We start from the raw sequence: 17,374 nt of genomic DNA, 5'->3' as shown, positions 1-17,374 counted from the left end.
AATTCCCTGCACGACCCTTGCGGTTGTGGACGGCCTGTCAGCAGACTGCACACAGAACTAGAACGCGTACTAGTTCTGCGTGGCGGGTGGCCGGGACGCCCGCGCCGCGCGGTGGACGAGGAGAGGACGTGTCCCATGGCCGCGGAACCCGTCATCGTGGAAGCCGTACGCACCCCCATCGGCAAGCGCGGCGGCGCGCTCGCCAACCTTCATCCCGCCTACCTGCTGGGCGAGACCTACCGTGAACTCCTCGGCCGCACCGGCATTCACGCCGACTGCGTCGAACAGATCGTCGGCGGCACGGTGACCCACGCCGGCGAGCAGTCCATGAACCCCGCGCGCACGGCCTGGCTGACCATGGGCCTGCCCTACGAGACGGCGGCCACGACCGTCGACTGTCAGTGCGGCTCCTCGCAGCAGGCCTCGCACATGACCGCCAACCTGATCGCGGCGGGCGTCATCGACGTCGGCATCAGCTGTGGCGTCGAGGCGATGTCGCGGGTACCGCTGGGGTCGGGGTCGAAGCACGGACCCGGGAAGCCGTTCCCGGACGAGTGGAACGTCGACCTCCCCAACCAGTTCGAAGCCGCCGAACGCATCGCCCGCAACCGGAAGTTGACCCGCGAGAACGTCGACTCGCTCGGCCTGATCTCGCAGGAGCGGGCGGCGATCGCCTGGTCCGAGGAGCGCTTCAAGAAGGAGACGTTCGCCGTCCAGGTGCCGACGACGGAGGACGAGCAGCGCGCGGGCCAGGGCATGTGGCGGCTGGTCGACCGGGACGAAGGCCTGCGCGACACGACGATGGAGGGACTCGCGAGGCTGAAGCCGGTCATGCCGACGGCCGTCCACACGGCGGGCAACTCCTCGCAGATCAGCGACGGCGCCTCGGCGATCATGTGGGCGTCGAAGCGGATGGCGCGGGCGCTCAAGCTCAGGCCGAGGGCAAGGATCGTGGCTCAGGCGCTGGTCGGCGCAGACCCGCACTACCACCTCGACGGCCCTATCGACGCGACACGAGCCGTGCTCGGCAAGGCGGGCATGACGCTCAAGGACATCGACATCGTCGAGATCAACGAGGCCTTCGCGTCAGTGGTGTTGAGCTGGGCGCAGGTCTTCGGCCAGGACCTGGAGAAGGTCAACGTGAACGGCGGCGCGATCGCCCTCGGCCATCCGGTCGGCGCGACCGGCGCCCGCCTCATCACCAGCGCGCTGCACGAACTGGAGCGCGCCGACAAGGAGTTCGCGCTGATCACCATGTGCACGGGCGGGGCGCTGGCGACGGGGACGATCATTCAGCGGCTGTAGCCGACCAGTCGGCAGGGGGCAGTTGCTCCACCGCGCAGGCGCGGAAGGCCGCGAGCAGTCGGCGGTTCTCCTCGCCCGCGCGGGTGGCCAGGACCACCTGGATGGGGTCCACGCCCTCCAGCGGGACCGTGGTCAGATCGGGTCGCATGCCCTTCAGCACGCTGCCCGCCGGGGCGAGGCACACCGCCTCGCCCGCGGCGATGAGTTCGAGCTTGTCCTCCAGGTTCTTGACGAGCGGACCGTCCGGCGCCGGGCGTCCGTCCGGACGGGGGTCGACACGCCAGAACACGTTGAACTCCTCGTCGGGGAACCGGGGTACGGGCTCGTCGGCGATGTCGTCGAGGGTGACGAGCTCCTTGCCGGCCAGCCGGTGGGTGACCGGCATCATCACCACGCGGGGCTCCTCGTAGAGGACGGTGACGCTCAACCCCTCGGTGGAGAACGGGAATCGACCCACGACCACGTCCACCCGGTGCTCCAGCAGGGCGGCCGGCAGCTCGCCCCAACCCAGAAAGCGGCTGTGCACGTCGGCGTCCGGGTGGCGCCCGCGCAGGGCGCGCACCGCCGGGGTGACGATGAGCCCGGTCATGAACCCGATGACGATACGACTTGGCTGCCCGACCGCCCGCGCCACGGCCGCCGCCTCCTCCGCCGACCGCAGCAGCGCCCGGGCCCGGGGCAGGAACGCCGCCCCCGCTTCGGTGAGTTGGGTGCCCTGCGTGGTCCGGTCGAGGAGCCGCACCCCCAACTCGCCCTCCAGCCGCCGCACATGACGACTCAGGGACGGCTGCGCGAGATGCAGCACGGCCGCCGCCCGCCCGAAGTGCAGTTCCTCGGCGACGACGGTGAAACAGCGCACCAGGCGCAGGTCCAGGTCGGTCATACATCGACTGTACGTCCGTACGAGCTGGGGTGATACCGGAAACGAATCACGTCTTCCGGAGTCGGTCTTGGACGGGCCCACCCGAGCGGGCGCAGGCTGGAAGCACACCACTTCCCGACCCACCTGGGGTGATTCGTCATGCGTGTTTTCGTCACCGGCGCGACCGGATTCGTCGGCGGCGCGGTCGTCCGCGAACTGCTCGACTCGGGACACCAGGTCCTCGGCCTGGCCCGCTCCGACACCTCCGCGGAACAGCTGGCCGCGACCGGGGCGGAGGTCCACCGGGGTTCCCTGGAGGACCTCGACGCCCTCCGCGAGGGTGCGTCTGCCTCCGACGGTGTGATCCACACCGGTTTCATCCACGACTTCTCGAACTACGCGGCTTCCGTCGTGACGGACCTGAACGCGGTCAGGGCCCTGGTCGACGCGCTCTCCGGCTCGGACCGCCCCCTCGTCATCAGCTCCGTGATGAGCCACGGCCCGACCGAGGACGACGTACCCGACCCGTCCGCACGCCCCGACCTGCCGCGCCTCCCGGCGGAGGTGACGGTCCTGGCGGCGGCAGCGCAGGGCATCCGCGCGTCGGTCATCCGGCTGCCGCAGGTGCACGGCGAGGGCGATCACGCCTTCGTCCCCGGTCTCATCGACATCGCCCGCGCCAAGGGCGTCTCCGCCTACGTCGGCGCCGGAACCAACCGCTGGGCCGCCGTGCATCGCGAGGACGCCGCGCTGCTCTACCGGTTGGCCCTGGAGAACGCCCCTGCGGGTTCGGTCCTGCACGCGGTCGCCGACGAGGGCGTGCCGGTACGGGAGATCGCCGAAGTCATCGGCAAGCGGCTGGACCTACCGGTGACGAGCGTGCCGGCCGAGGAGGCCGGAGCCCACTTCGGCTGGCTGGGCCACTTCGTCTCGTCCGACCTCACGGGAACGAGCACGCTCACGCAGAAGCGGTTCGGCTGGACTCCGACCCGGATCGGCCTGCTGGCCGACCTCGACCACGACTACTACTTCAACCAACCGTCGTAGCGGTCCAGTTGACGAAGGTGGTGAACGCGGCGGGGTCGAGGGTGAGGATCGGCCCCGCCGGGGTCTTGGAGTCGCGGATGAGGAGGGTGGTGGGGGTTGTGGGGCAGGAGGCTTCGGCGATCTCTAGGCACTGGCCGCCTTGGTCACTGCTGTACGAGGACTTGCGCCAGGTGAGGAGGCCGATCGGCGCGCACTCGATGCAATCGCCGCCCTGATCACCGCTGTAGCTGGACTTCCGCCACTGAGTCCCTGTCGGCATCGCGTTGTTCCCCATAACGTTCCTCCATCACGCGCCGGATCAGCTCCGCCGAGTCCCGAATGGAGAGGGCGGCGGCCTGGAGATGATCGTAACGGAGCGAACAGTCGTTGACGGTGTCTGGATTGGCAGTCGGATGCCCGCTTCCGTAGCCCTCGGTGTAGACAATGGGCGGGTCGCTCGGAAAGCGATAGAGGTCATACGAGCCTGTCAGTCCCGCGTGTGCTCCCGCCGAGAACGGCAGGATCTGGATGTTGACCCGGGGATTGTTCTCATAGGTCAACAGGCGGGCCAGTTGGTTCCTCATGGTCCGTCGGCCGCCGATCTCCAGATACAGCGCGGCCTCGCTCAGGATCGCCCAGAAGACCGGCGGCTCCTGCTTCTCGAAGATGCGCTGACGAGCCATTCGTACGGCGGTGCGGTCATCCAGGTTGGTTTGATCCAGCGTGCCGAGTACGGCGCGGGCGTACTCCTCGGTCTGGAGGAGGCCGAGGATCATGTGCGCCTCGAAGGAGCAGATCTCGATGGCCCGCGCCTCCAGCTCGCCCACCTGCCGGAACCAGGCGGGGAGTTGACTGCGTAGCACCAGATCGAGCAACCGGATCAGCAGCCCATCCGTGTCGAGCGCCGCGTCCACCCGCTGGCTGAACTCCAGCGTGGGAAGCTTGCGGGCCGTCTCGATCTGGCCGATCAGTGACCCGGTGTAGTTGACGATCTTGCCGAGTTCCCGCTGGGTAAGACCGGCCGCCTCTCGGTAGCGGCGCAGCTCGAAGCCGTAGTAGTCCAGCGGCGACGCCCCCGGATCGAGGGTGTTGATATGCACGTTAGACCCCCTGTCCACCCGCGAACGGGTTGTATTCGTACCGTTGCCGAGGGTAGCGGCGGGGCGTCAGCCTCGTAGTGTGAATGAACCAACTCCCCCCGCCATGCTGGCCTTTCCCGACCGCCGGCAGTACGTCATGCACCTCACCGTGGGTGAACACTCCGCCCGGCACATCCGCCGTATCGTCCGCTCGTTCCTGCTGGAGTGGGGCATGCCGGAGCTGTCGGACACCGTGGAACTGGCCGTGACGGAGCTGCTCGCCAACGTCGTCCGGCATGTCCCGGACCGGCGCTGCGGACTGCGCCTGCAACGCCAGCTCGCCGGAGTCCGCGTGGAGGTGACCGACGGCTGTCCTGAACTCCCCGCCCTGAGCCCGGAGTTGGACCCCGAGTCGGAGAACGGCCGCGGGCTCGTGATCCTGGACGCGGTGACCGACAAGTGGGGGGTGTCACCGGCGTCGAGGGGCGGGAAGACGGTGTGGTTCGAGTGCTCGTGAACTCGGGCCGTCAGCCCCCGAGTTCGGCGGTGTCGTCGGCGGGCGGGGCCTTGACGGTCACCTTCTGGTCGATGTCGAGGAAGGTGACGGTGAGGTCGAGCGTGCCGCCGTCGGCGTCGGTCTGCGTGGGATAGGTCTTGCCCCGCACCCGGTACCGCTTGGGGTGGTCGTCACCGTCGACCCACAGGTCCATGGTCATGGTGCCGTCGACCTGCAGGACCACGAACTGGTCGAGGCTGTCGGTCCGGCGCTGCCGGGCCGCCTTGCCCTTGGCGGCACTCTGGGCGGCAACCAGGCCGCGCTCGGTGACCGTTCCCCGGTAGTGCGTGGCCTTCGTGCCGTCGACCGTCTCGGTGCCGATCCTCCGCACGTCCTGGGAGCCCACCATGACCGTGGACTGCACGACCGGGCTCACCTCCATCGAACCGGGCAGCACGCCATAGGTCTGGTTGTCCGCCCCGCCACGCCCCCACACGGCCGGCGCGGCCGTGAGCCAGCCCTTGCCGCCCCACTTCGACGTGTCGAGGCCGCTGCCGCCGACATAGATCGCCTTGTCGACGAACCGGATGTCCACCTCGTCGGGCTTACGCGCGCCTGCCACCGTCATCGTCATCGTCATGGCGGCCGGTTTCGTCCTCATGGACGCCTCGGCCGTCAGCCGCCCCCTCTCGGGCACGGTCCCGCTGACCCGGTAGTGCAGCGAGGTGATGTCCTTGGACCTGTCCGCCACCTTGACCATGGCCGCCACAGGCGCCGGCTCGGCCGAGTCCTCCTTCACGGACTTCACGGAGTGGTCCCCACACCCAACCGCTCCCCCACCGAGCAGCACGACGGCAACCGCCACACGCACCGAAATCCCCACAACTCCCCCTGAAATCAGGCGTGTTCACGCCGGTCATGAACACGATCTCATTCAGAGACGGCAGACACGAACTGGACAGCGAGGTGGACAGCGAGGTGGACAGCGAGGTGGACGCTTTCGTCATCACGTAGCCCCGAACCACTGCGGCGCGGACTCGTCGCCGAGGTGTCCCGCCGGGCGAACCGGATCCCCTCAGCCAGGACCTTCTACGTTTTCGAGCTTGGCCCAGATCCGGGTGAGGGCAGCGATGTCATCGTCGTCGAGGGGATCGACGAAATATTTCTTGACCGCGTCTTCGAAGGTTCGCCTGACCGTCTCGGCGAAGCGCCGTCCGCTCTTGGTGAAGCTGATGAGCGACACCCGACCGTCGCCTTGGTCGGCTCCACGTTGCAGGTGCCCGGCATCGATCAGTTCCTGAACCAACCGTGACGCCCTGGTCGGACTGACGCTGACGAGTTGGCCGGACAGACGCCGAACCGACTGAGGCTCGGCCTCCAGGAGCCAGCACAGGATCTCGACAGTGCTGAACGAGATCTTGTGCTGGTCCATCAGCACGGCGTCGATCCGCCCGGTGACCGTGGCGTGGGTGAACAGCAGCGCGAACCAGCCGCCGACCTGGTCCGGGGAAAGGATTCGCGGTTGCGACACGGGTGCCCTCATGGGCGGCAGCATACCCGAAATTGGATGCTCGCCCATTTAGGTGCGCGCGCACGCATCTGTTACGGTGGGCATGCAGCCGTGAACGGGAGACCAGTCCCGTTTGCGGAGCGCTGCGCACATCGAACGGCCGTTCGGCCTTTCGGTCGACAGGAAGGTAAAGGTCAACATGCTCAAACTTGATGGCAAGGTCGCCGTGATCACCGGAGCAACCTCTGGGATGGCGTTGGCCGCGGCCAAGTTGTTCGTAGCCGAAGGCGCCTACGTGTTCATCACCGGGCGAGACAAGGACAGACTGGACGAGGCGGTCGCGGCCATCGGCCACAACGTGACGGGCGTACAGGCGGACTCGGGAAATCTGGACGACCTGGCTCGCTTGGCCGAGACCGTGCGGGAGCGCCACGGACGAGTCGACGTCCTCTTCGCGAGCGCCGGCGTCGCGTCGGTGTCCGACCCGCTGGGAAGTATCACCCCCGATACGTTCGACGCACTGGTGGGCGTGAACTTCCGCGGCACCGTGTTCACCGTTCAGTACCTGCTGCCGTTGATGAGCGACGGTGCGTCGATCATCCTGAACGGCACGAGCAGCGCGACCAAGGGCATCCCCGGTGCCGGTGTCTACTCGGCGAGCAAGGCCGCCATTCGTTCACTTGCCCGCACCTGGGCCGAGGAGTTGAAGGTCCGCGGTATCCGGGTGAACGTCGTCAGTCCCGGTTCGATCGACACCGCGCTCTTCAGCACCGTGCCCCCCGAGTTCCGGGAACAGATCACCGCCGCCATCCCGCTGGGACGGCTGGGAACCAGCGAGGAAATCGGCGCTGCCGCGCTGTTCCTTGCCTCCTCGGACGCCGGCTTCATGACCGGCGCGAACCTGGTCGTCGACGGCGGGTTCAGCCAGATCTGACGGCACGCTGTGCGCGACGACGTCGCGTCGCGGCCGACCACGAACGAACGGCTCAAGGAGACAGCGATGCCTGACTACGGTCATCCCCTGCGTTTCGCGACATTCATCGGTCCCACCAACTCCCCGCCGAGCCGTCCGGTCGAGTTGGCGCAGCTGAGCGAGCGGCTCGGCTTCGACTTCGTCACCTTCCAGGACCATCCCTACCAGTCGAGTTTTCTCGATACCTGGACCCTGCTGAGCTGGGTGGCCGCGCGGACCGAGCGCATCGGAGTGTCCGGCAACATGCTGAACCTGCCGCTGCGTCAGCCCCCCGCCGTACTCGCCCGCGCGGCGGCCAGCCTCGACCTGCTCTCGGGTGGACGGACCAGCCTCGGACTCGGAGCCGGCTACTACTGGGATGCCGTACAGGCGATCGGCGGACGGCGGCTGACCCCGCTACAGGGCGTTGCGGCACTTGACGAGGCAATCGGCATCATCCGCGGGGTCTGGGATGCCGACGGGCCCGGCGGTGTGGATGTCGACGGCGAGTTCTATTCGGTCCACGGCGCCGAGCGTGGCCCCGCACCCGCCCACGAGATCCCGATCTGGGTCGGCGCCCACAAGCCGAAGATGCAGGACTTGGTGGGACGCAAGGCCGATGGCTGGCTGCCGTCGCTGCCGATGATGGAGCCGGGCGGCGTGTCAAAGGGAAACGCGATCATCGACGATGCCGCCCGGGCCGCCGGCCGCGATCCCCGCGAGATCACCCGCCTCCTCAACATCTTCCCGGGCCAGCAGAGTCCGGAGGCACTGACCCGGCTGGCCGTCGAGGACGGCGTCAGCGTCTTCATTCTGGCCAGCGACGACCAGGACGTGATCGAGCGCTTCGCCGCTGAAACCATCCCCGCGGTACGCGAACACGTCGCCCGCGAACGCACCTAGGGCCTGTCCGCAAGCCGATGCTGCATGGCCAAAGTGCTTGATGCAGCCCATCAGACCGGCAACCCACCCCTTACCGGCAGTTCCACAGACAGCAAAGGAACACGTCATGACCACCATCAGCATCATCGGTTCGGGCAACATGGCCACCGCCATCGGCACCCGGGCGGCCAAGCACGGCCACGCGGTCGAGCTCATGAGCCGCAACACCGCCAAGGCTTCGGCGCTGGCCGACCAGATCGGTCACGGAGCCACGGTCGGCGCGCTCGGCGCGACGCCGGCGGGTGACATCGTCATCGTGGCCGTCCCGTACACCGGCACAGTCGACGTGGTCACTCACTACGGCGACGCGCTTGCCGGCAAGATCCTCGTCGACATCTCCAATCCCTTCAACGCCGACGCCAGCGGACTCGCGACCACCCCGGACAGCTCGGCGGCCCAGGAGATCGCTGCCGCCGCCCCCGAGGGCACACCCGTCGTGAAGGCGCTGAACTCGGTCTTCGGCCACGTCCTCGCTCACGACACGCCCCTGGACGTTTTTGTCGCCGGCGACGACGCCGCAGCGAAGGCCCAGGTCACGGAGTTTCTGCAGAGCATCGACCTGCGGCCCCTCGACACGGGAGGGCTCGCGATGGCTTCGGTCCTCGAATGGGCCGGCATCCTGCTGATGGGGCTGGCCCGCAACGGCGCCGGCTTCGACATCGCCCTCGGCGCCGAAGTCCGCTGAACACCCCTTTCGGCCACCCGCTACACGACCCTGGGCTTGTCGAGCATGGAGCCGACGTCGTGGTAGAACACCCGGTTCTCGACGATCTTGCCGTCCTTGAGGGTGAACTGCTCGATGAAGTGGGTCGGTTCCCCGGTCGTGACGTCCTTGATGCCGACGCACGCGGCGACGCGGTCGCCGTCGGCGCGATCCGCCTCCTGGCCAGCTGGAACGCCGACAGCCGACGGAACGGCAACCCGACAGCGGGAAAACACGGCTGATCATGGAGCCGTCGCAGGCTCCAACTCGGCCCCGATCTCCGCCGGTTTCGTCGCCGACCGCGCCCGCGGCCCCTGGAACAGATACGACAGCCCGAAGCCCGCCGCGACGACCGCCGCGCCGCCGGCCGCGTCCAGGACCCAGTGGTTGCCGGTCGCGACGATCGCGGAGACGGTGAAGAAGGGGTGGAGGAGGCCGAGGGCCTTCATCCACCACTTCGGGGCGATGATCGCGATGACCACACCGCACCACAGGGACCAGCCGAAGTGCAGCGAGGGCATCGCGGCGTACTGGTTGGTGAGGGCGGTGAGGGTGCCGTAGTCCGGCTTGGAGAAGTCCTGGACGCCGTGGACCGTGTCGATGATGCCGAGGCCGGGGAGGAGTCGCGGCGGGGCCAGCGGGTAGAGCCAGAAGCCGACCAGGGCCAGGAGGGTGGCGAAGCCGAGGGACGAGCGGGCCCAGCGGTAGTCGACCGGGCGGCGCCAGTACAGGACGGCCATCACGGCCAGCGGGACCACGAAGTGGAAGGACTCGTAGTAGAAGTTGAAGAAGTCCTTGAGGAACTCGACCTTCACCACCCAGTGGTTGACCGCGTGCTCGATGTCGATGTGCAGGAAGCGTTCGATGTCGAGGATCTGATGGCCGTGGTGTTCCGCCGTCGCCCGGCCGCCCGCGTTGGTGCCGCCCGTCGCCGCGAGGCGGACCTGCTGGTAGGCGGCGTAGGTGACGCGGATGAGGAGGAGTTCGAGGAGGAGGTTCGGGCGGGTCAGGACACGGCGCAGCTGCGGGATCAGCGGGACGTACTTCCAGCGCGTCGGGACCGGCTCGGCGTACTCCGTGGGGATCGGCCGCCGGTAGTGCTCCGAGGTGCGCGGCAGGAACGGCACGACGGTCGCCGCCGCGAGCGCCATGAGCAGGACGACGTTGTCACGCAGCGGATAGACGGCCGACATGTTCGGCAGCATCATCTTCGCGGGCAGCGTGACGACGAGGACCACCGCCACCGGCCACACATACCGGTCCGAGGCCCGCTTGCCGACCCGGCCGACCACCGCGAGGAGCACCCACAGCAGCTGGTGCTGCCAGGTCGTCGGCGACACGGCGATCGCCGCGCAGCCGGTCACCGCGACCGCGAGCAGCAGCTGCCCGTCGCGCGCGTAGCCCACGGCCCGGCGCAGGCCCAGGTACGCGACGACCGCGCCGAGCGTCAGGAAGACGCCGATCTCCAGCGGCCCGGTCAGGTCGAGCCGCAGCAGCGCGCCGTGCAGGGACTGGTTGCCGAGGTCGTCCGCCTTGCCGCCGAGGCCGACGCCGGCCATGTGGTGCACCCAGTAGGTGTACGAGTCGTGCGGCATCGCCGCCCAGGCGACCACGACGCTCGCGGCGAACGTCAGCGCGGAGGTCACCGCGGCCCGGCGCCGGTCGGTGAACCACAGCAGCGGCGCGAACAGCAGCACCGTCGGCTGAAGGGCCGCAGCCAGCCCGATCAGCACGCCGCTGGCCCGCTCGCCGCGCACCGTGAAGCAGGCGAGCAGCACGAGCAGGACCGGGATGATGCTGGTCTGGCCGAGCCAGAGCGTGTTGCGCACCGGCAGCGACAGCATCAGCAGGCTGATCGCGACGGGCGCGGCGAGCAGCGAGGCACGGCGGGTGACGGGCTGCGGCAGGGCCCGCGAGACGACGAGACCGAGCGCGACGACGAGCAGCAGCGTGCCGAAGGTCCACCCCCAGCCGAGGGCCTGCTCGGCCGCCCGGGTGAGCGGCTTCAGAACGAGCCCGGCGAAGGGGGTGCCGGTGAACTGCGTCGAGTCGTACAGCGAGCCCTTCACATGCAGCACGCCGTTCGGCCCGACCCAGGTCTCCAGGTCGGTCAGCCGGTCCCCGCGCGGGGTGCTGAGGACCACGGCCACCTGCCGTACGGCCAGGACCGCGGCCACCAGCCACAGGCCCAGGCGCGCCACGCGCAGCCGTGTCCTGGCTGCCTGCGCGGCACTCGACCCGAAAGCTCCTACGGCTCCCGCCGGTCGCCCGCTGTGCTCCACGTTCGCCACGCCTCGTAGGCCTCCCGCCCCGCTCGTCCCACGCGTCACACGCGCGGCTGTTCCCTCTGCGAACCCTATGAGGTTCGCATCCCCTGCGGGAGGGACGCAGGCAACCCCCTCTTCACCTGACGGCCGCCCTCCTTTTGTCCGGATGACGATAGTCGGCCCCGGGTTGCCTGGGCACGGCAAATATCGGCGTATCCGTAGAGTGAGTGATTGCACACGAACGGGTTCACAACATTCTCACCGAATTCACGATCACCGGATTCACGAAAGGCACCGGCCCATGAGCGAGTCGCAGCTGTGGAACGACGTCGACGACTACCTGATCGGCCACCTCGCCCCGCACGACGAGGTTCTGGAGGCGACCCTCCGCGACAGCGACGCCGCCGGCCTCCCGCAGATCGCGGTGTCCGCCGCCGCGGGCAAACTGCTGCATCTCCTCGCCCGCATCCAGGGCGCCACCCGCATCCTGGAGATCGGCACCCTCGGCGGCTACAGCACGACCTGGCTGGCCCGCGCGCTGCCCGCCGACGGCCGCCTGATCACCCTGGAGTACAGCCCGAAGCACGCCGAGGTCGCCGGCCGCAACATCGCCCGCGCGGGCCTCGACAAGCTCGTCGAGATCCGGGTCGGCCCGGCCCTGGACTCACTGGCCGCACTCGCCGACGAGAACGCGGCCCCCTTCGACCTCGTCTTCATCGACGCCGACAAGGCCAACAACCCGAACTACGTCGAGTGGGCCCTCAAGCTCACCCGCCCCGGCAGCCTGATCATCGTCGACAACGTGGTCCGCGGCGGCCGGGTAGCCGACCCGGCCGACACCGACCCCGACGTCGTGGGCACGCGCGCGGCGATCGCACTGATCGGCTCGCACCCACGCCTGTCCGGCACGGCGATCCAGACGGTGGGCGAAAAGGGCTACGACGGATTCGCCCTGGCCAGGGTCACCGACTAGGAACTCTCCACCAGGACATCTCAACTCTCGTGATAGAAGCCGACGTTGACGCTGCGCGGCCCGGTGCGGTCCTTGATGACGATCTCGCCGCTCCCACCACGGGGCAACGGGACGCTCCCGCCGTAGCCGACCGTCTGGGCGTACTCCCCGACGATCAGCCGTACTTCGGAGGACGGGTCGGGCTGGGAGCCGCGCAGCCAGCTCACCTGCCAGGTGCCCTCGGGTCCGCACAGGAACTCCAGATGGACCCGTGAGATGAACAGCCAGTCGTCCGGTGTCACCAGCCGGCACACCGACTCGTCGCGGCCCACCCGCAGCACCGCGCCCGGGTCGTCGGGCGCCTCGGCCATCAGCATGCCGGCCGTGGCGCCCTCGTCCGTCCCGGAGACCGAGGCCATGGTGAGTTCGAGCACGTGCGCTTCCCCCTTGAGGTGTCCTTACACAGCCGCCGCATGATAAATCCCCCGGCCGCGCCACGTCCGGCACAATGGAGTCATGACCGAGCGAAAGCCACCGGGTGTGTCCTTCGAGTCCTGGGTCGACAAGCAGATCCGGGACGCCGAGCGAGCCGGCGAGTTCGCCCAACTCCCGGGCGCGGGCAAGCCGTTGCCCTCCGGTTCCGACACGACGTACGACGAACTGTGGTGGATCAAGCAGAAGATGGCCCGCGAGGGCATCTCCGTGCTCCCGCCGACGCTGGCACTGCGCAAGGAGGCCGAGGACGCCCTGGCTGCGGCGTACTCGGCCCCTTCGGAGCGGATCGCTCGGCAGATCATCACCGAAGTCAACGTGAAGATCCGCGACATGATGTTCAAGCCGCCGCCCGGCCCGCCGCTGGGGATGAAGCCGTACGACGTGGAAGAGGTCGCACGGGAGTGGCGGGAGCGCCGGACGGCCGACGGACCCGATGGCCCCGGCGGGTCAGATGTGTAGCAGCCGCTCCGTCAGCTCGCGGTAGTCCCGCAGCGCCAGCCGGAGTTGCTCGGTGTCGCTGTCGTCCGAGCCCTTGGACTCCCAGGAGCTGTGCAGAGTGTCACGCCGCTTGGTGACGGCCTGCGTGAGGCGGTCGGCGACCTCCTCCAGGACGTGGGCGGCCTCCTCGACGGCGGAGCGCGGCTCGTCGACGAACCCGGTCACCGCGTGCTGCAGCCGCAGGCTGAACTTGTCGCTCTCGTCGTGCGGCAGCAGGCTCCCGTTCTCGGTGTCCAGCCGGTCGTGCCGCTTGTCGGCGGCGGTGGGCGCGGGTGCGGGCGGGGGCTCCGGGGCATGCACGGGGGCCGTCCTGTCGGCCGGGCGGTCGGTCTGCCGATCACTCTGGCGGTCGGTCTGCCGCGGGATCGGGGTGACCGTCGTGGCCTCGCGCCGGTCACCGGCCTTGGTCAGGTCCCGCCGATCGGTACCCGCACCCGTGCCCATGTCCGTGCTGCCCTTACCCGTGTCCGTGTCCGTGCTCGCGCCCTTGCGCTCGTCGCTCTCGTCCCGCTTGTCGCTCGTGTCACCGTTGGGTCGTGTCACATCGGTCATGCGGCTCAACTTCCCTTCACTGCTTGCCTGTTGAATGAGCCGAACGTGAGGCGTCCGGTACGCCCACGACTGCTGCCACTGCCACGGCCGCCGCCGTCCGTGCTGATCAGGTCGTCGAAGAGGGCGCGGGCTTCGAGCATGGCCTCGCGCATCTCCTCGGTACCCGCCTGGCTCTCCGGCGTGCCGTTCGTGCGCGTGGTGACGACGCGGTGCACGCGCCGGTAGCCGTGGACGTGGTCCGCGTGGTGCACGGACAGCGCGTCGAACTGCTTGTCGTACTCCTCGACGTCGGGGAAGCCCCGGGCCCCGGCCACCTCGCCGAGCAGCTGGTCGGCGTCGGTCACGGCCTGGCGGGGCGAGTCGACGAAGAGCTCCTGGGCGGCGGCCCAGCGGGCCTGATACTGCTCACGGGCCGCGGGCTCCAACGGCTGCTCCTGCAGCGAACCGTGCTGCTGGACGCGCTCGCCGAGCTCCCGCTCGGCGGCCTTCGTGTCGCCGTCGTGCCGGGCCACGGTCCGGTCGTACTCGGGCCCGAAGCGCCGCTTCAGACCCGAGCCGCCGAACCCGCCTCGGGCACGCGGTGCCAGGGCCGCCGCGGCAGCGACCACGCCGACCAAGATCACGATCAAAACGATGATCACGCCTGTGGACATGAGTGCCTTCCGGATTCTTGGCCAACCGGCTCTCGTAGTCGGTCGGTTCCCGTACCGGGTTGCCGCAAAGGCCCCCTTCAAACGACGGCCACGACATGTCCGTCACCAGAGCGACACCCCAAATCCGCTTGCGGAGGACAGCCCCGGTCGACTGACATTCCCCCCATGACCTGGACCATCACCCCCGAGCCCTACGACTCCCCGGTCGCCGCCGCGCTCTGGCGGGCGTACTACACGGAGGTCAGCGACCGCTGGTACCTGCTCCACGAGAACCGGCGAACGGACCCCACCGAGCTGGAACGCGAGATAGCCGCCCGCACAGGCTCCGAACTCACCCCACCCGGCGGCCAGTTACTGGTAGCCCGGTACGGGGGCGAGCCGGCCGGCAGCGCGGGCATACGGCTCCTCTCCCCCACGACAGCCGAGCTGACAAGAGTCTTCGTCCACGAGCCGTTACGCGGCCGGGGCGGCGCCGCGAAGCTCGTGACAGCGGCAGAGGAAGCAGCCCGCGGCCTCGGAGCCAACACCATCATCCTCGACACCCGCAACGACCTCATCGAGGCCCGAACCCTCTACACCCGCCTCGGCTACAAGGAGACCGACCCCCACAACAACGACCCATACGCAGAACACTGGTTCCGCAAAGCACTGCTCAACCAACGGTGAGGGCCCACCCACTCCCACTGTCCCCACGCGCCGGCCGAGAGGGAGCCGTAGGGGCGCGCCGGTGTCGAGAGGCTGGGGTCCCCCCTCTGGGGGAGCGCGGAGGCGCGCAGCGCCGAGCACGGTGGGCCTCTCGACACCGGCACCCAGCGCCCCGAAGGCGACCGAACCAAGAGAGGTGCGAACGGCGCCTTTTCAGCACCGGCCCAGCTACCCGGCGCCTACCCAACCCCGGACACCTCAAGAACCGCTGATCACCGCCCCGTTGTGCGGCTGCTCCCGATCGGACCCGCACAACTCCCCGTTCAGCTCCTTCACCAACTGAATGAGATCGGTAGGCCGATCAGGTCCCCACCAGTCGCCCAGGGTCTCCGCCAGAGATTCCTCACGAGCCTGCGCCAGCCGGTCGGCCATCTCGCGGCCCTGGTCGGTGAGTTGGAGATCGAGGCCCTCGCGTACGGCGAGTCGGCGCCCCTCGATCTGCCGAACCGCCGCAAGAATGACAGGCAACGGCACGGAACTTCGCTCGGCCAGCACCCCCGGTTCCGCCCACCCGTCCCGCCTGATGCGCAGCAGCAGCCAACTCGCCGCCGGCTGAAGGTCGTAGCCCGCTTTCGCGGTGATCGTCTTGTAGATCTCGCGGCGCCCCTCCCTCGTCCCCAGCACGGACAGCGCGCGGCACACCTCGTCGTACGAGGACCGCTGAACCGGATTGCTGGCAAGGGTCTCCGTGAGGTCCGGTGCCGTGACCGAGCCGCGCAGCTTGTCCTCCTTGAGGAACCACGCCAGGACGAAGCCGACGAGGGCGACGGGGGCGGCGTACAAGAAGACGTCCGTAATCGATGACGCATACGCGTGCAGGGCCTCCGGCCGTACCGCGACCGGCAGTTGGGAGATGCCACGCGGATCGGACTCAAGGCCGTCCGCCGTGACGCCCCCCGGCAACGAGGCACCCCTCAGCGCGTCCGCGAGCTTGTCCCCCAACCGACTCGCGAAGATCGTGCCGAAGATGGCGACACCGAACGAGGCACCAATAGACCGAAAAAAGGTCGCACCGGAGGTGGCGACGCCCAGGTCCTCGTACGACACGGCGTTCTGCACGATCAGCACCAACACCTGCATGACCAGCCCGAGTCCGAGCCCGAAGACAAAGAAATAGGCGCTCATCTCACCGGTGGAACTGTTCTCGTCAAGCTGATGAAGCAGCAGCAGACCGAGCGCCGTGACACCAGTGCCCGCAATCGGAAAGACCTTCCACCGGCCCGTCCGGCTGACGATCTGCCCGGACGCGGTCGACGAGATCAGCATGCCGAACACCATCGGCAGCATGTGCACGCCGGACATGGTCGGCGAGATGCCCTGCACGACCTGGAGGAAGGTCGGCAGATAGGTCATCGCACCGAACATGGCGAAGCCGACGATAAAACTGATGACGGCGGCCAACGAGAAGGTGCGCACACGGAACAGCTTGAGCGGAAGCACAGGCTCGGCCGCCCGCCGCTCCACCACCACGAACCCCACCGCCAGCACCACACCGAGCACCGCCAGCCCGACAATCTGCGGCGACCCCCAGCCCCAGGTCGTACCCCCCAGCGAGGCGACAAGCACCAGGCAGGTCGCGACGGCGGCGATGAGAAACGTGCCGAGGTAGTCGATGACATGCCGGGTGGACTTGCGCGGGATGTGCAGCGCGGTCGCGATCACCGCCAAGGCCACAACACCGACCGGAAGGTTGATGTAGAAGACCCACCGCCAGCTCAGGTGCTCGGTGAACAGCCCTCCCAGCAGCGGCCCGAGAACACTCGTCGCGCCGAAGACAGCCCCGAACAGCCCCTGGTAGCGCCCGCGTTCACGCGGCGAGACGACATCACCCACGATCGCCATCGACAGCACGATCAGCCCGCCACCCCCCAGACCCTGAAGCGCCCGGAAGCCGATCAACTGAGGCATGTTCTGCGCCGCCCCGCACAACGCGGACCCGACGAGAAAGATCACGATCGCGATCTGGAACAACCGCTTCCGCCCGTACTGGTCACCCAGCTTGCCCCACAGGGGAGTCGCGGCGGTCGACGCCAACAGGTAAGCCGTAACCACCCACGACAGATGTTCCAGCCCGCCGAGATCGCTGACGATCGTCGGCAGCGCGGTCGACACGATGGTCTGGTCGAGGGCGGCGAGCAGCAGCCCGAGGAGCAGCGCCCCGATGGAGACGAGGACGTTGCCCGACACGTGTTCCTGGGCGGCGCTGCCCCGCCGCGGGGGTTTCTCCGGTGGCTGCGCGTCGTGCACATTCCCTGTCATACCGTGCGCATCGCCGGCCATGAAGACCTCCCGAGGCTCTCGTTACACATCCATGGTGATCGGTGTGTCCCGACACACCCATGGTGATCGGTGTGTCCCGTTACGGCCTGTCGAGTCC

General features: G+C 68.6%; 20 protein-coding genes. 9 read left to right on the top strand and 11 right to left on the bottom strand.

Features of this window, described 5'->3' with window-relative positions:
• The first annotated feature begins 135 nt into the window (after nucleotides 1-135).
• Nucleotides 136-1,305, top strand: coding sequence for a steroid 3-ketoacyl-CoA thiolase (locus ACIBJH_RS11960; protein ID WP_399116708.1), 1,170 nt, complete (start codon nucleotides 136-138; stop codon nucleotides 1,303-1,305).
• On the opposite strand, the gene ACIBJH_RS11955 is transcribed toward ACIBJH_RS11960, so the two are convergent.
• On the bottom strand, nucleotides 1,289-2,188 hold the full coding sequence (locus ACIBJH_RS11955; protein WP_399116707.1) for a LysR family transcriptional regulator: 900 nt from the start codon (nucleotides 2,186-2,188) through the stop codon (nucleotides 1,289-1,291). The two genes, ACIBJH_RS11960 and ACIBJH_RS11955, sit on opposite strands and share 17 nt — an antisense overlap.
• 138 nt (nucleotides 2,189-2,326) lie before the next feature.
• Here ACIBJH_RS11955 and ACIBJH_RS11950 point away from each other — a divergent pair, with 138 nt between their 5' ends.
• Complete coding sequence (locus ACIBJH_RS11950; protein ID WP_399116706.1) at nucleotides 2,327-3,214, top strand: SDR family oxidoreductase; 888 nt, start codon at nucleotides 2,327-2,329, stop codon at nucleotides 3,212-3,214.
• Here ACIBJH_RS11950 and ACIBJH_RS11945 read toward each other — a convergent pair.
• Nucleotides 3,198-3,473, bottom strand: a complete 276-nt coding sequence (locus ACIBJH_RS11945) for a DUF397 domain-containing protein (protein WP_399116705.1) — start codon at nucleotides 3,471-3,473, stop codon at nucleotides 3,198-3,200. The two genes, ACIBJH_RS11950 and ACIBJH_RS11945, sit on opposite strands and share 17 nt — an antisense overlap.
• The gene (locus ACIBJH_RS11940; RefSeq protein ID WP_399116704.1) at nucleotides 3,430-4,293 is read right to left on the bottom strand and encodes a helix-turn-helix transcriptional regulator; all 864 of its coding nucleotides are present in this window, start codon (nucleotides 4,291-4,293) and stop codon (nucleotides 3,430-3,432) included. Before ACIBJH_RS11940 ends, ACIBJH_RS11945 begins: the two co-directional genes overlap by 44 nt.
• 103 nt (nucleotides 4,294-4,396) lie before the next feature.
• Here ACIBJH_RS11940 and ACIBJH_RS11935 point away from each other — a divergent pair, with 103 nt between their 5' ends.
• On the top strand, nucleotides 4,397-4,789 hold the full coding sequence (locus ACIBJH_RS11935; protein ID WP_399116932.1) for an ATP-binding protein: 393 nt from the start codon (nucleotides 4,397-4,399) through the stop codon (nucleotides 4,787-4,789).
• 10 nt (nucleotides 4,790-4,799) lie between these two features.
• Here ACIBJH_RS11935 and ACIBJH_RS11930 read toward each other — a convergent pair whose 3' ends face one another.
• Nucleotides 4,800-5,576: a hypothetical protein gene (locus ACIBJH_RS11930; protein WP_399116702.1), complete on the bottom strand. Its 777-nt coding sequence runs from the start codon at nucleotides 5,574-5,576 to the stop codon at nucleotides 4,800-4,802.
• Nucleotides 5,577-5,843: 267 nt separating this feature from the next.
• Nucleotides 5,844-6,311: a MarR family winged helix-turn-helix transcriptional regulator gene (locus ACIBJH_RS11925; protein WP_399116701.1), complete on the bottom strand. Its 468-nt coding sequence runs from the start codon at nucleotides 6,309-6,311 to the stop codon at nucleotides 5,844-5,846.
• Nucleotides 6,312-6,477: 166 nt separating this feature from the next.
• On the opposite strand from ACIBJH_RS11925, the gene ACIBJH_RS11920 reads away from it, so the two are divergent.
• From ACIBJH_RS11920 to ACIBJH_RS11910, 3 genes are all read left to right on the top strand, one after another.
• Complete coding sequence (locus tag ACIBJH_RS11920) at nucleotides 6,478-7,212, top strand: SDR family NAD(P)-dependent oxidoreductase (protein ID WP_399116931.1); 735 nt, start codon at nucleotides 6,478-6,480, stop codon at nucleotides 7,210-7,212.
• Nucleotides 7,213-7,221: 9 nt separating this feature from the next.
• Entirely contained in the window at nucleotides 7,222-8,133 is a 912-nt protein-coding gene (locus ACIBJH_RS11915) for an LLM class flavin-dependent oxidoreductase (protein ID WP_399116700.1), read from the top strand.
• Nucleotides 8,134-8,239: 106 nt separating this feature from the next.
• Entirely contained in the window at nucleotides 8,240-8,857 is a 618-nt protein-coding gene (locus tag ACIBJH_RS11910; RefSeq protein WP_399116699.1) for an NADPH-dependent F420 reductase, read from the top strand.
• Between the two features lie 20 nt (nucleotides 8,858-8,877).
• On the opposite strand, the gene ACIBJH_RS11905 is transcribed toward ACIBJH_RS11910, so the two are convergent.
• Nucleotides 8,878-9,111, bottom strand: a complete 234-nt coding sequence (locus ACIBJH_RS11905; protein ID WP_399116698.1) for a hypothetical protein — start codon at nucleotides 9,109-9,111, stop codon at nucleotides 8,878-8,880.
• Nucleotides 9,112-9,117: 6 nt separating this feature from the next.
• Complete coding sequence (locus ACIBJH_RS11900; protein WP_399116697.1) at nucleotides 9,118-11,166, bottom strand: phosphatase PAP2 family protein; 2,049 nt, start codon at nucleotides 11,164-11,166, stop codon at nucleotides 9,118-9,120.
• 277 nt (nucleotides 11,167-11,443) lie between these two features.
• Here ACIBJH_RS11900 and ACIBJH_RS11895 point away from each other — a divergent pair, with 277 nt between their 5' ends.
• The gene (locus ACIBJH_RS11895; protein ID WP_399116696.1) at nucleotides 11,444-12,115 is read left to right on the top strand and encodes an O-methyltransferase; all 672 of its coding nucleotides are present in this window, start codon (nucleotides 11,444-11,446) and stop codon (nucleotides 12,113-12,115) included.
• Nucleotides 12,116-12,135: 20 nt separating this feature from the next.
• Here ACIBJH_RS11895 and ACIBJH_RS11890 read toward each other — a convergent pair whose 3' ends face one another.
• The gene (locus tag ACIBJH_RS11890; RefSeq protein WP_200712977.1) at nucleotides 12,136-12,528 is read right to left on the bottom strand and encodes an FHA domain-containing protein; all 393 of its coding nucleotides are present in this window, start codon (nucleotides 12,526-12,528) and stop codon (nucleotides 12,136-12,138) included.
• Between the two features lie 82 nt (nucleotides 12,529-12,610).
• Here ACIBJH_RS11890 and ACIBJH_RS11885 point away from each other — a divergent pair, with 82 nt between their 5' ends.
• Nucleotides 12,611-13,048 (top strand): DUF1992 domain-containing protein, encoded by a 438-nt coding sequence (locus ACIBJH_RS11885; protein ID WP_399116695.1) that lies wholly within the window; start codon nucleotides 12,611-12,613, stop codon nucleotides 13,046-13,048.
• Here the strand turns inward: ACIBJH_RS11885 and ACIBJH_RS11880 are convergent.
• Together ACIBJH_RS11880 and ACIBJH_RS11875 are read right to left on the bottom strand one after the other, a co-directional pair.
• Complete coding sequence (locus tag ACIBJH_RS11880; protein ID WP_399116694.1) at nucleotides 13,037-13,639, bottom strand: hypothetical protein; 603 nt, start codon at nucleotides 13,637-13,639, stop codon at nucleotides 13,037-13,039. The two genes, ACIBJH_RS11885 and ACIBJH_RS11880, sit on opposite strands and share 12 nt — an antisense overlap.
• A gap of 5 nt (nucleotides 13,640-13,644) precedes the next feature.
• Nucleotides 13,645-14,292, bottom strand: a complete 648-nt coding sequence (locus ACIBJH_RS11875) for a hypothetical protein (protein ID WP_399116693.1) — start codon at nucleotides 14,290-14,292, stop codon at nucleotides 13,645-13,647.
• 165 nt (nucleotides 14,293-14,457) lie between these two features.
• Between ACIBJH_RS11875 and ACIBJH_RS11870 the strand changes: the two genes are divergently transcribed.
• Nucleotides 14,458-14,958 carry a GNAT family N-acetyltransferase gene (locus tag ACIBJH_RS11870; protein ID WP_399116692.1) on the top strand — a complete coding sequence of 167 codons (501 nt, stop codon included), beginning with the start codon at nucleotides 14,458-14,460 and terminating at the stop codon, nucleotides 14,956-14,958.
• 237 nt (nucleotides 14,959-15,195) lie between these two features.
• Here the strand turns inward: ACIBJH_RS11870 and ACIBJH_RS11865 are convergent, their stop codons facing one another.
• Entirely contained in the window at nucleotides 15,196-17,277 is a 2,082-nt protein-coding gene (locus ACIBJH_RS11865) for a DHA2 family efflux MFS transporter permease subunit (protein WP_399116691.1), read from the bottom strand.
• Nucleotides 17,278-17,374: the final 97 nt, after the last annotated feature.

The sequence above is a fragment of the Streptomyces sp. NPDC050548 genome (assembly GCF_044457385.1).
Taxonomy (GTDB): Bacteria; Actinomycetota; Actinomycetes; order Streptomycetales; family Streptomycetaceae; genus Streptomyces.
Note: the sequence above shows the minus strand (reverse complement) of the source record. Positions and strands in the feature narration are given on the sequence as shown.

What these genes read in the sequence shown, in the direction of transcription:
- ACIBJH_RS11960 (WP_399116708.1), top strand. Translation starts at nt 136, where the DNA reads ATGGCCGCGGAACCCGTCATCGTGGAAGCCGTACGCACCCCCATCGGC.
- ACIBJH_RS11955 (WP_399116707.1), bottom strand. Translation starts at nt 2,188, where the DNA reads ATGACCGACCTGGACCTGCGCCTGGTGCGCTGTTTCACCGTCGTCGCC.
- ACIBJH_RS11950 (WP_399116706.1), top strand. Translation starts at nt 2,327, where the DNA reads ATGCGTGTTTTCGTCACCGGCGCGACCGGATTCGTCGGCGGCGCGGTC.
- ACIBJH_RS11945 (WP_399116705.1), bottom strand. Translation starts at nt 3,473, where the DNA reads ATGCCGACAGGGACTCAGTGGCGGAAGTCCAGCTACAGCGGTGATCAG.
- ACIBJH_RS11935 (WP_399116932.1), top strand. Translation starts at nt 4,397, where the DNA reads ATGCTGGCCTTTCCCGACCGCCGGCAGTACGTCATGCACCTCACCGTG.
- ACIBJH_RS11925 (WP_399116701.1), bottom strand. Translation starts at nt 6,311, where the DNA reads ATGAGGGCACCCGTGTCGCAACCGCGAATCCTTTCCCCGGACCAGGTC.
- ACIBJH_RS11920 (WP_399116931.1), top strand. Translation starts at nt 6,478, where the DNA reads ATGCTCAAACTTGATGGCAAGGTCGCCGTGATCACCGGAGCAACCTCT.
- ACIBJH_RS11910 (WP_399116699.1), top strand. Translation starts at nt 8,240, where the DNA reads ATGACCACCATCAGCATCATCGGTTCGGGCAACATGGCCACCGCCATC.
- ACIBJH_RS11895 (WP_399116696.1), top strand. Translation starts at nt 11,444, where the DNA reads ATGAGCGAGTCGCAGCTGTGGAACGACGTCGACGACTACCTGATCGGC.
- ACIBJH_RS11885 (WP_399116695.1), top strand. Translation starts at nt 12,611, where the DNA reads ATGACCGAGCGAAAGCCACCGGGTGTGTCCTTCGAGTCCTGGGTCGAC.
- ACIBJH_RS11880 (WP_399116694.1), bottom strand. Translation starts at nt 13,639, where the DNA reads ATGACCGATGTGACACGACCCAACGGTGACACGAGCGACAAGCGGGAC.
- ACIBJH_RS11875 (WP_399116693.1), bottom strand. Translation starts at nt 14,292, where the DNA reads ATGTCCACAGGCGTGATCATCGTTTTGATCGTGATCTTGGTCGGCGTG.
- ACIBJH_RS11870 (WP_399116692.1), top strand. Translation starts at nt 14,458, where the DNA reads ATGACCTGGACCATCACCCCCGAGCCCTACGACTCCCCGGTCGCCGCC.
- ACIBJH_RS11865 (WP_399116691.1), bottom strand. Translation starts at nt 17,277, where the DNA reads ATGGCCGGCGATGCGCACGGTATGACAGGGAATGTGCACGACGCGCAG.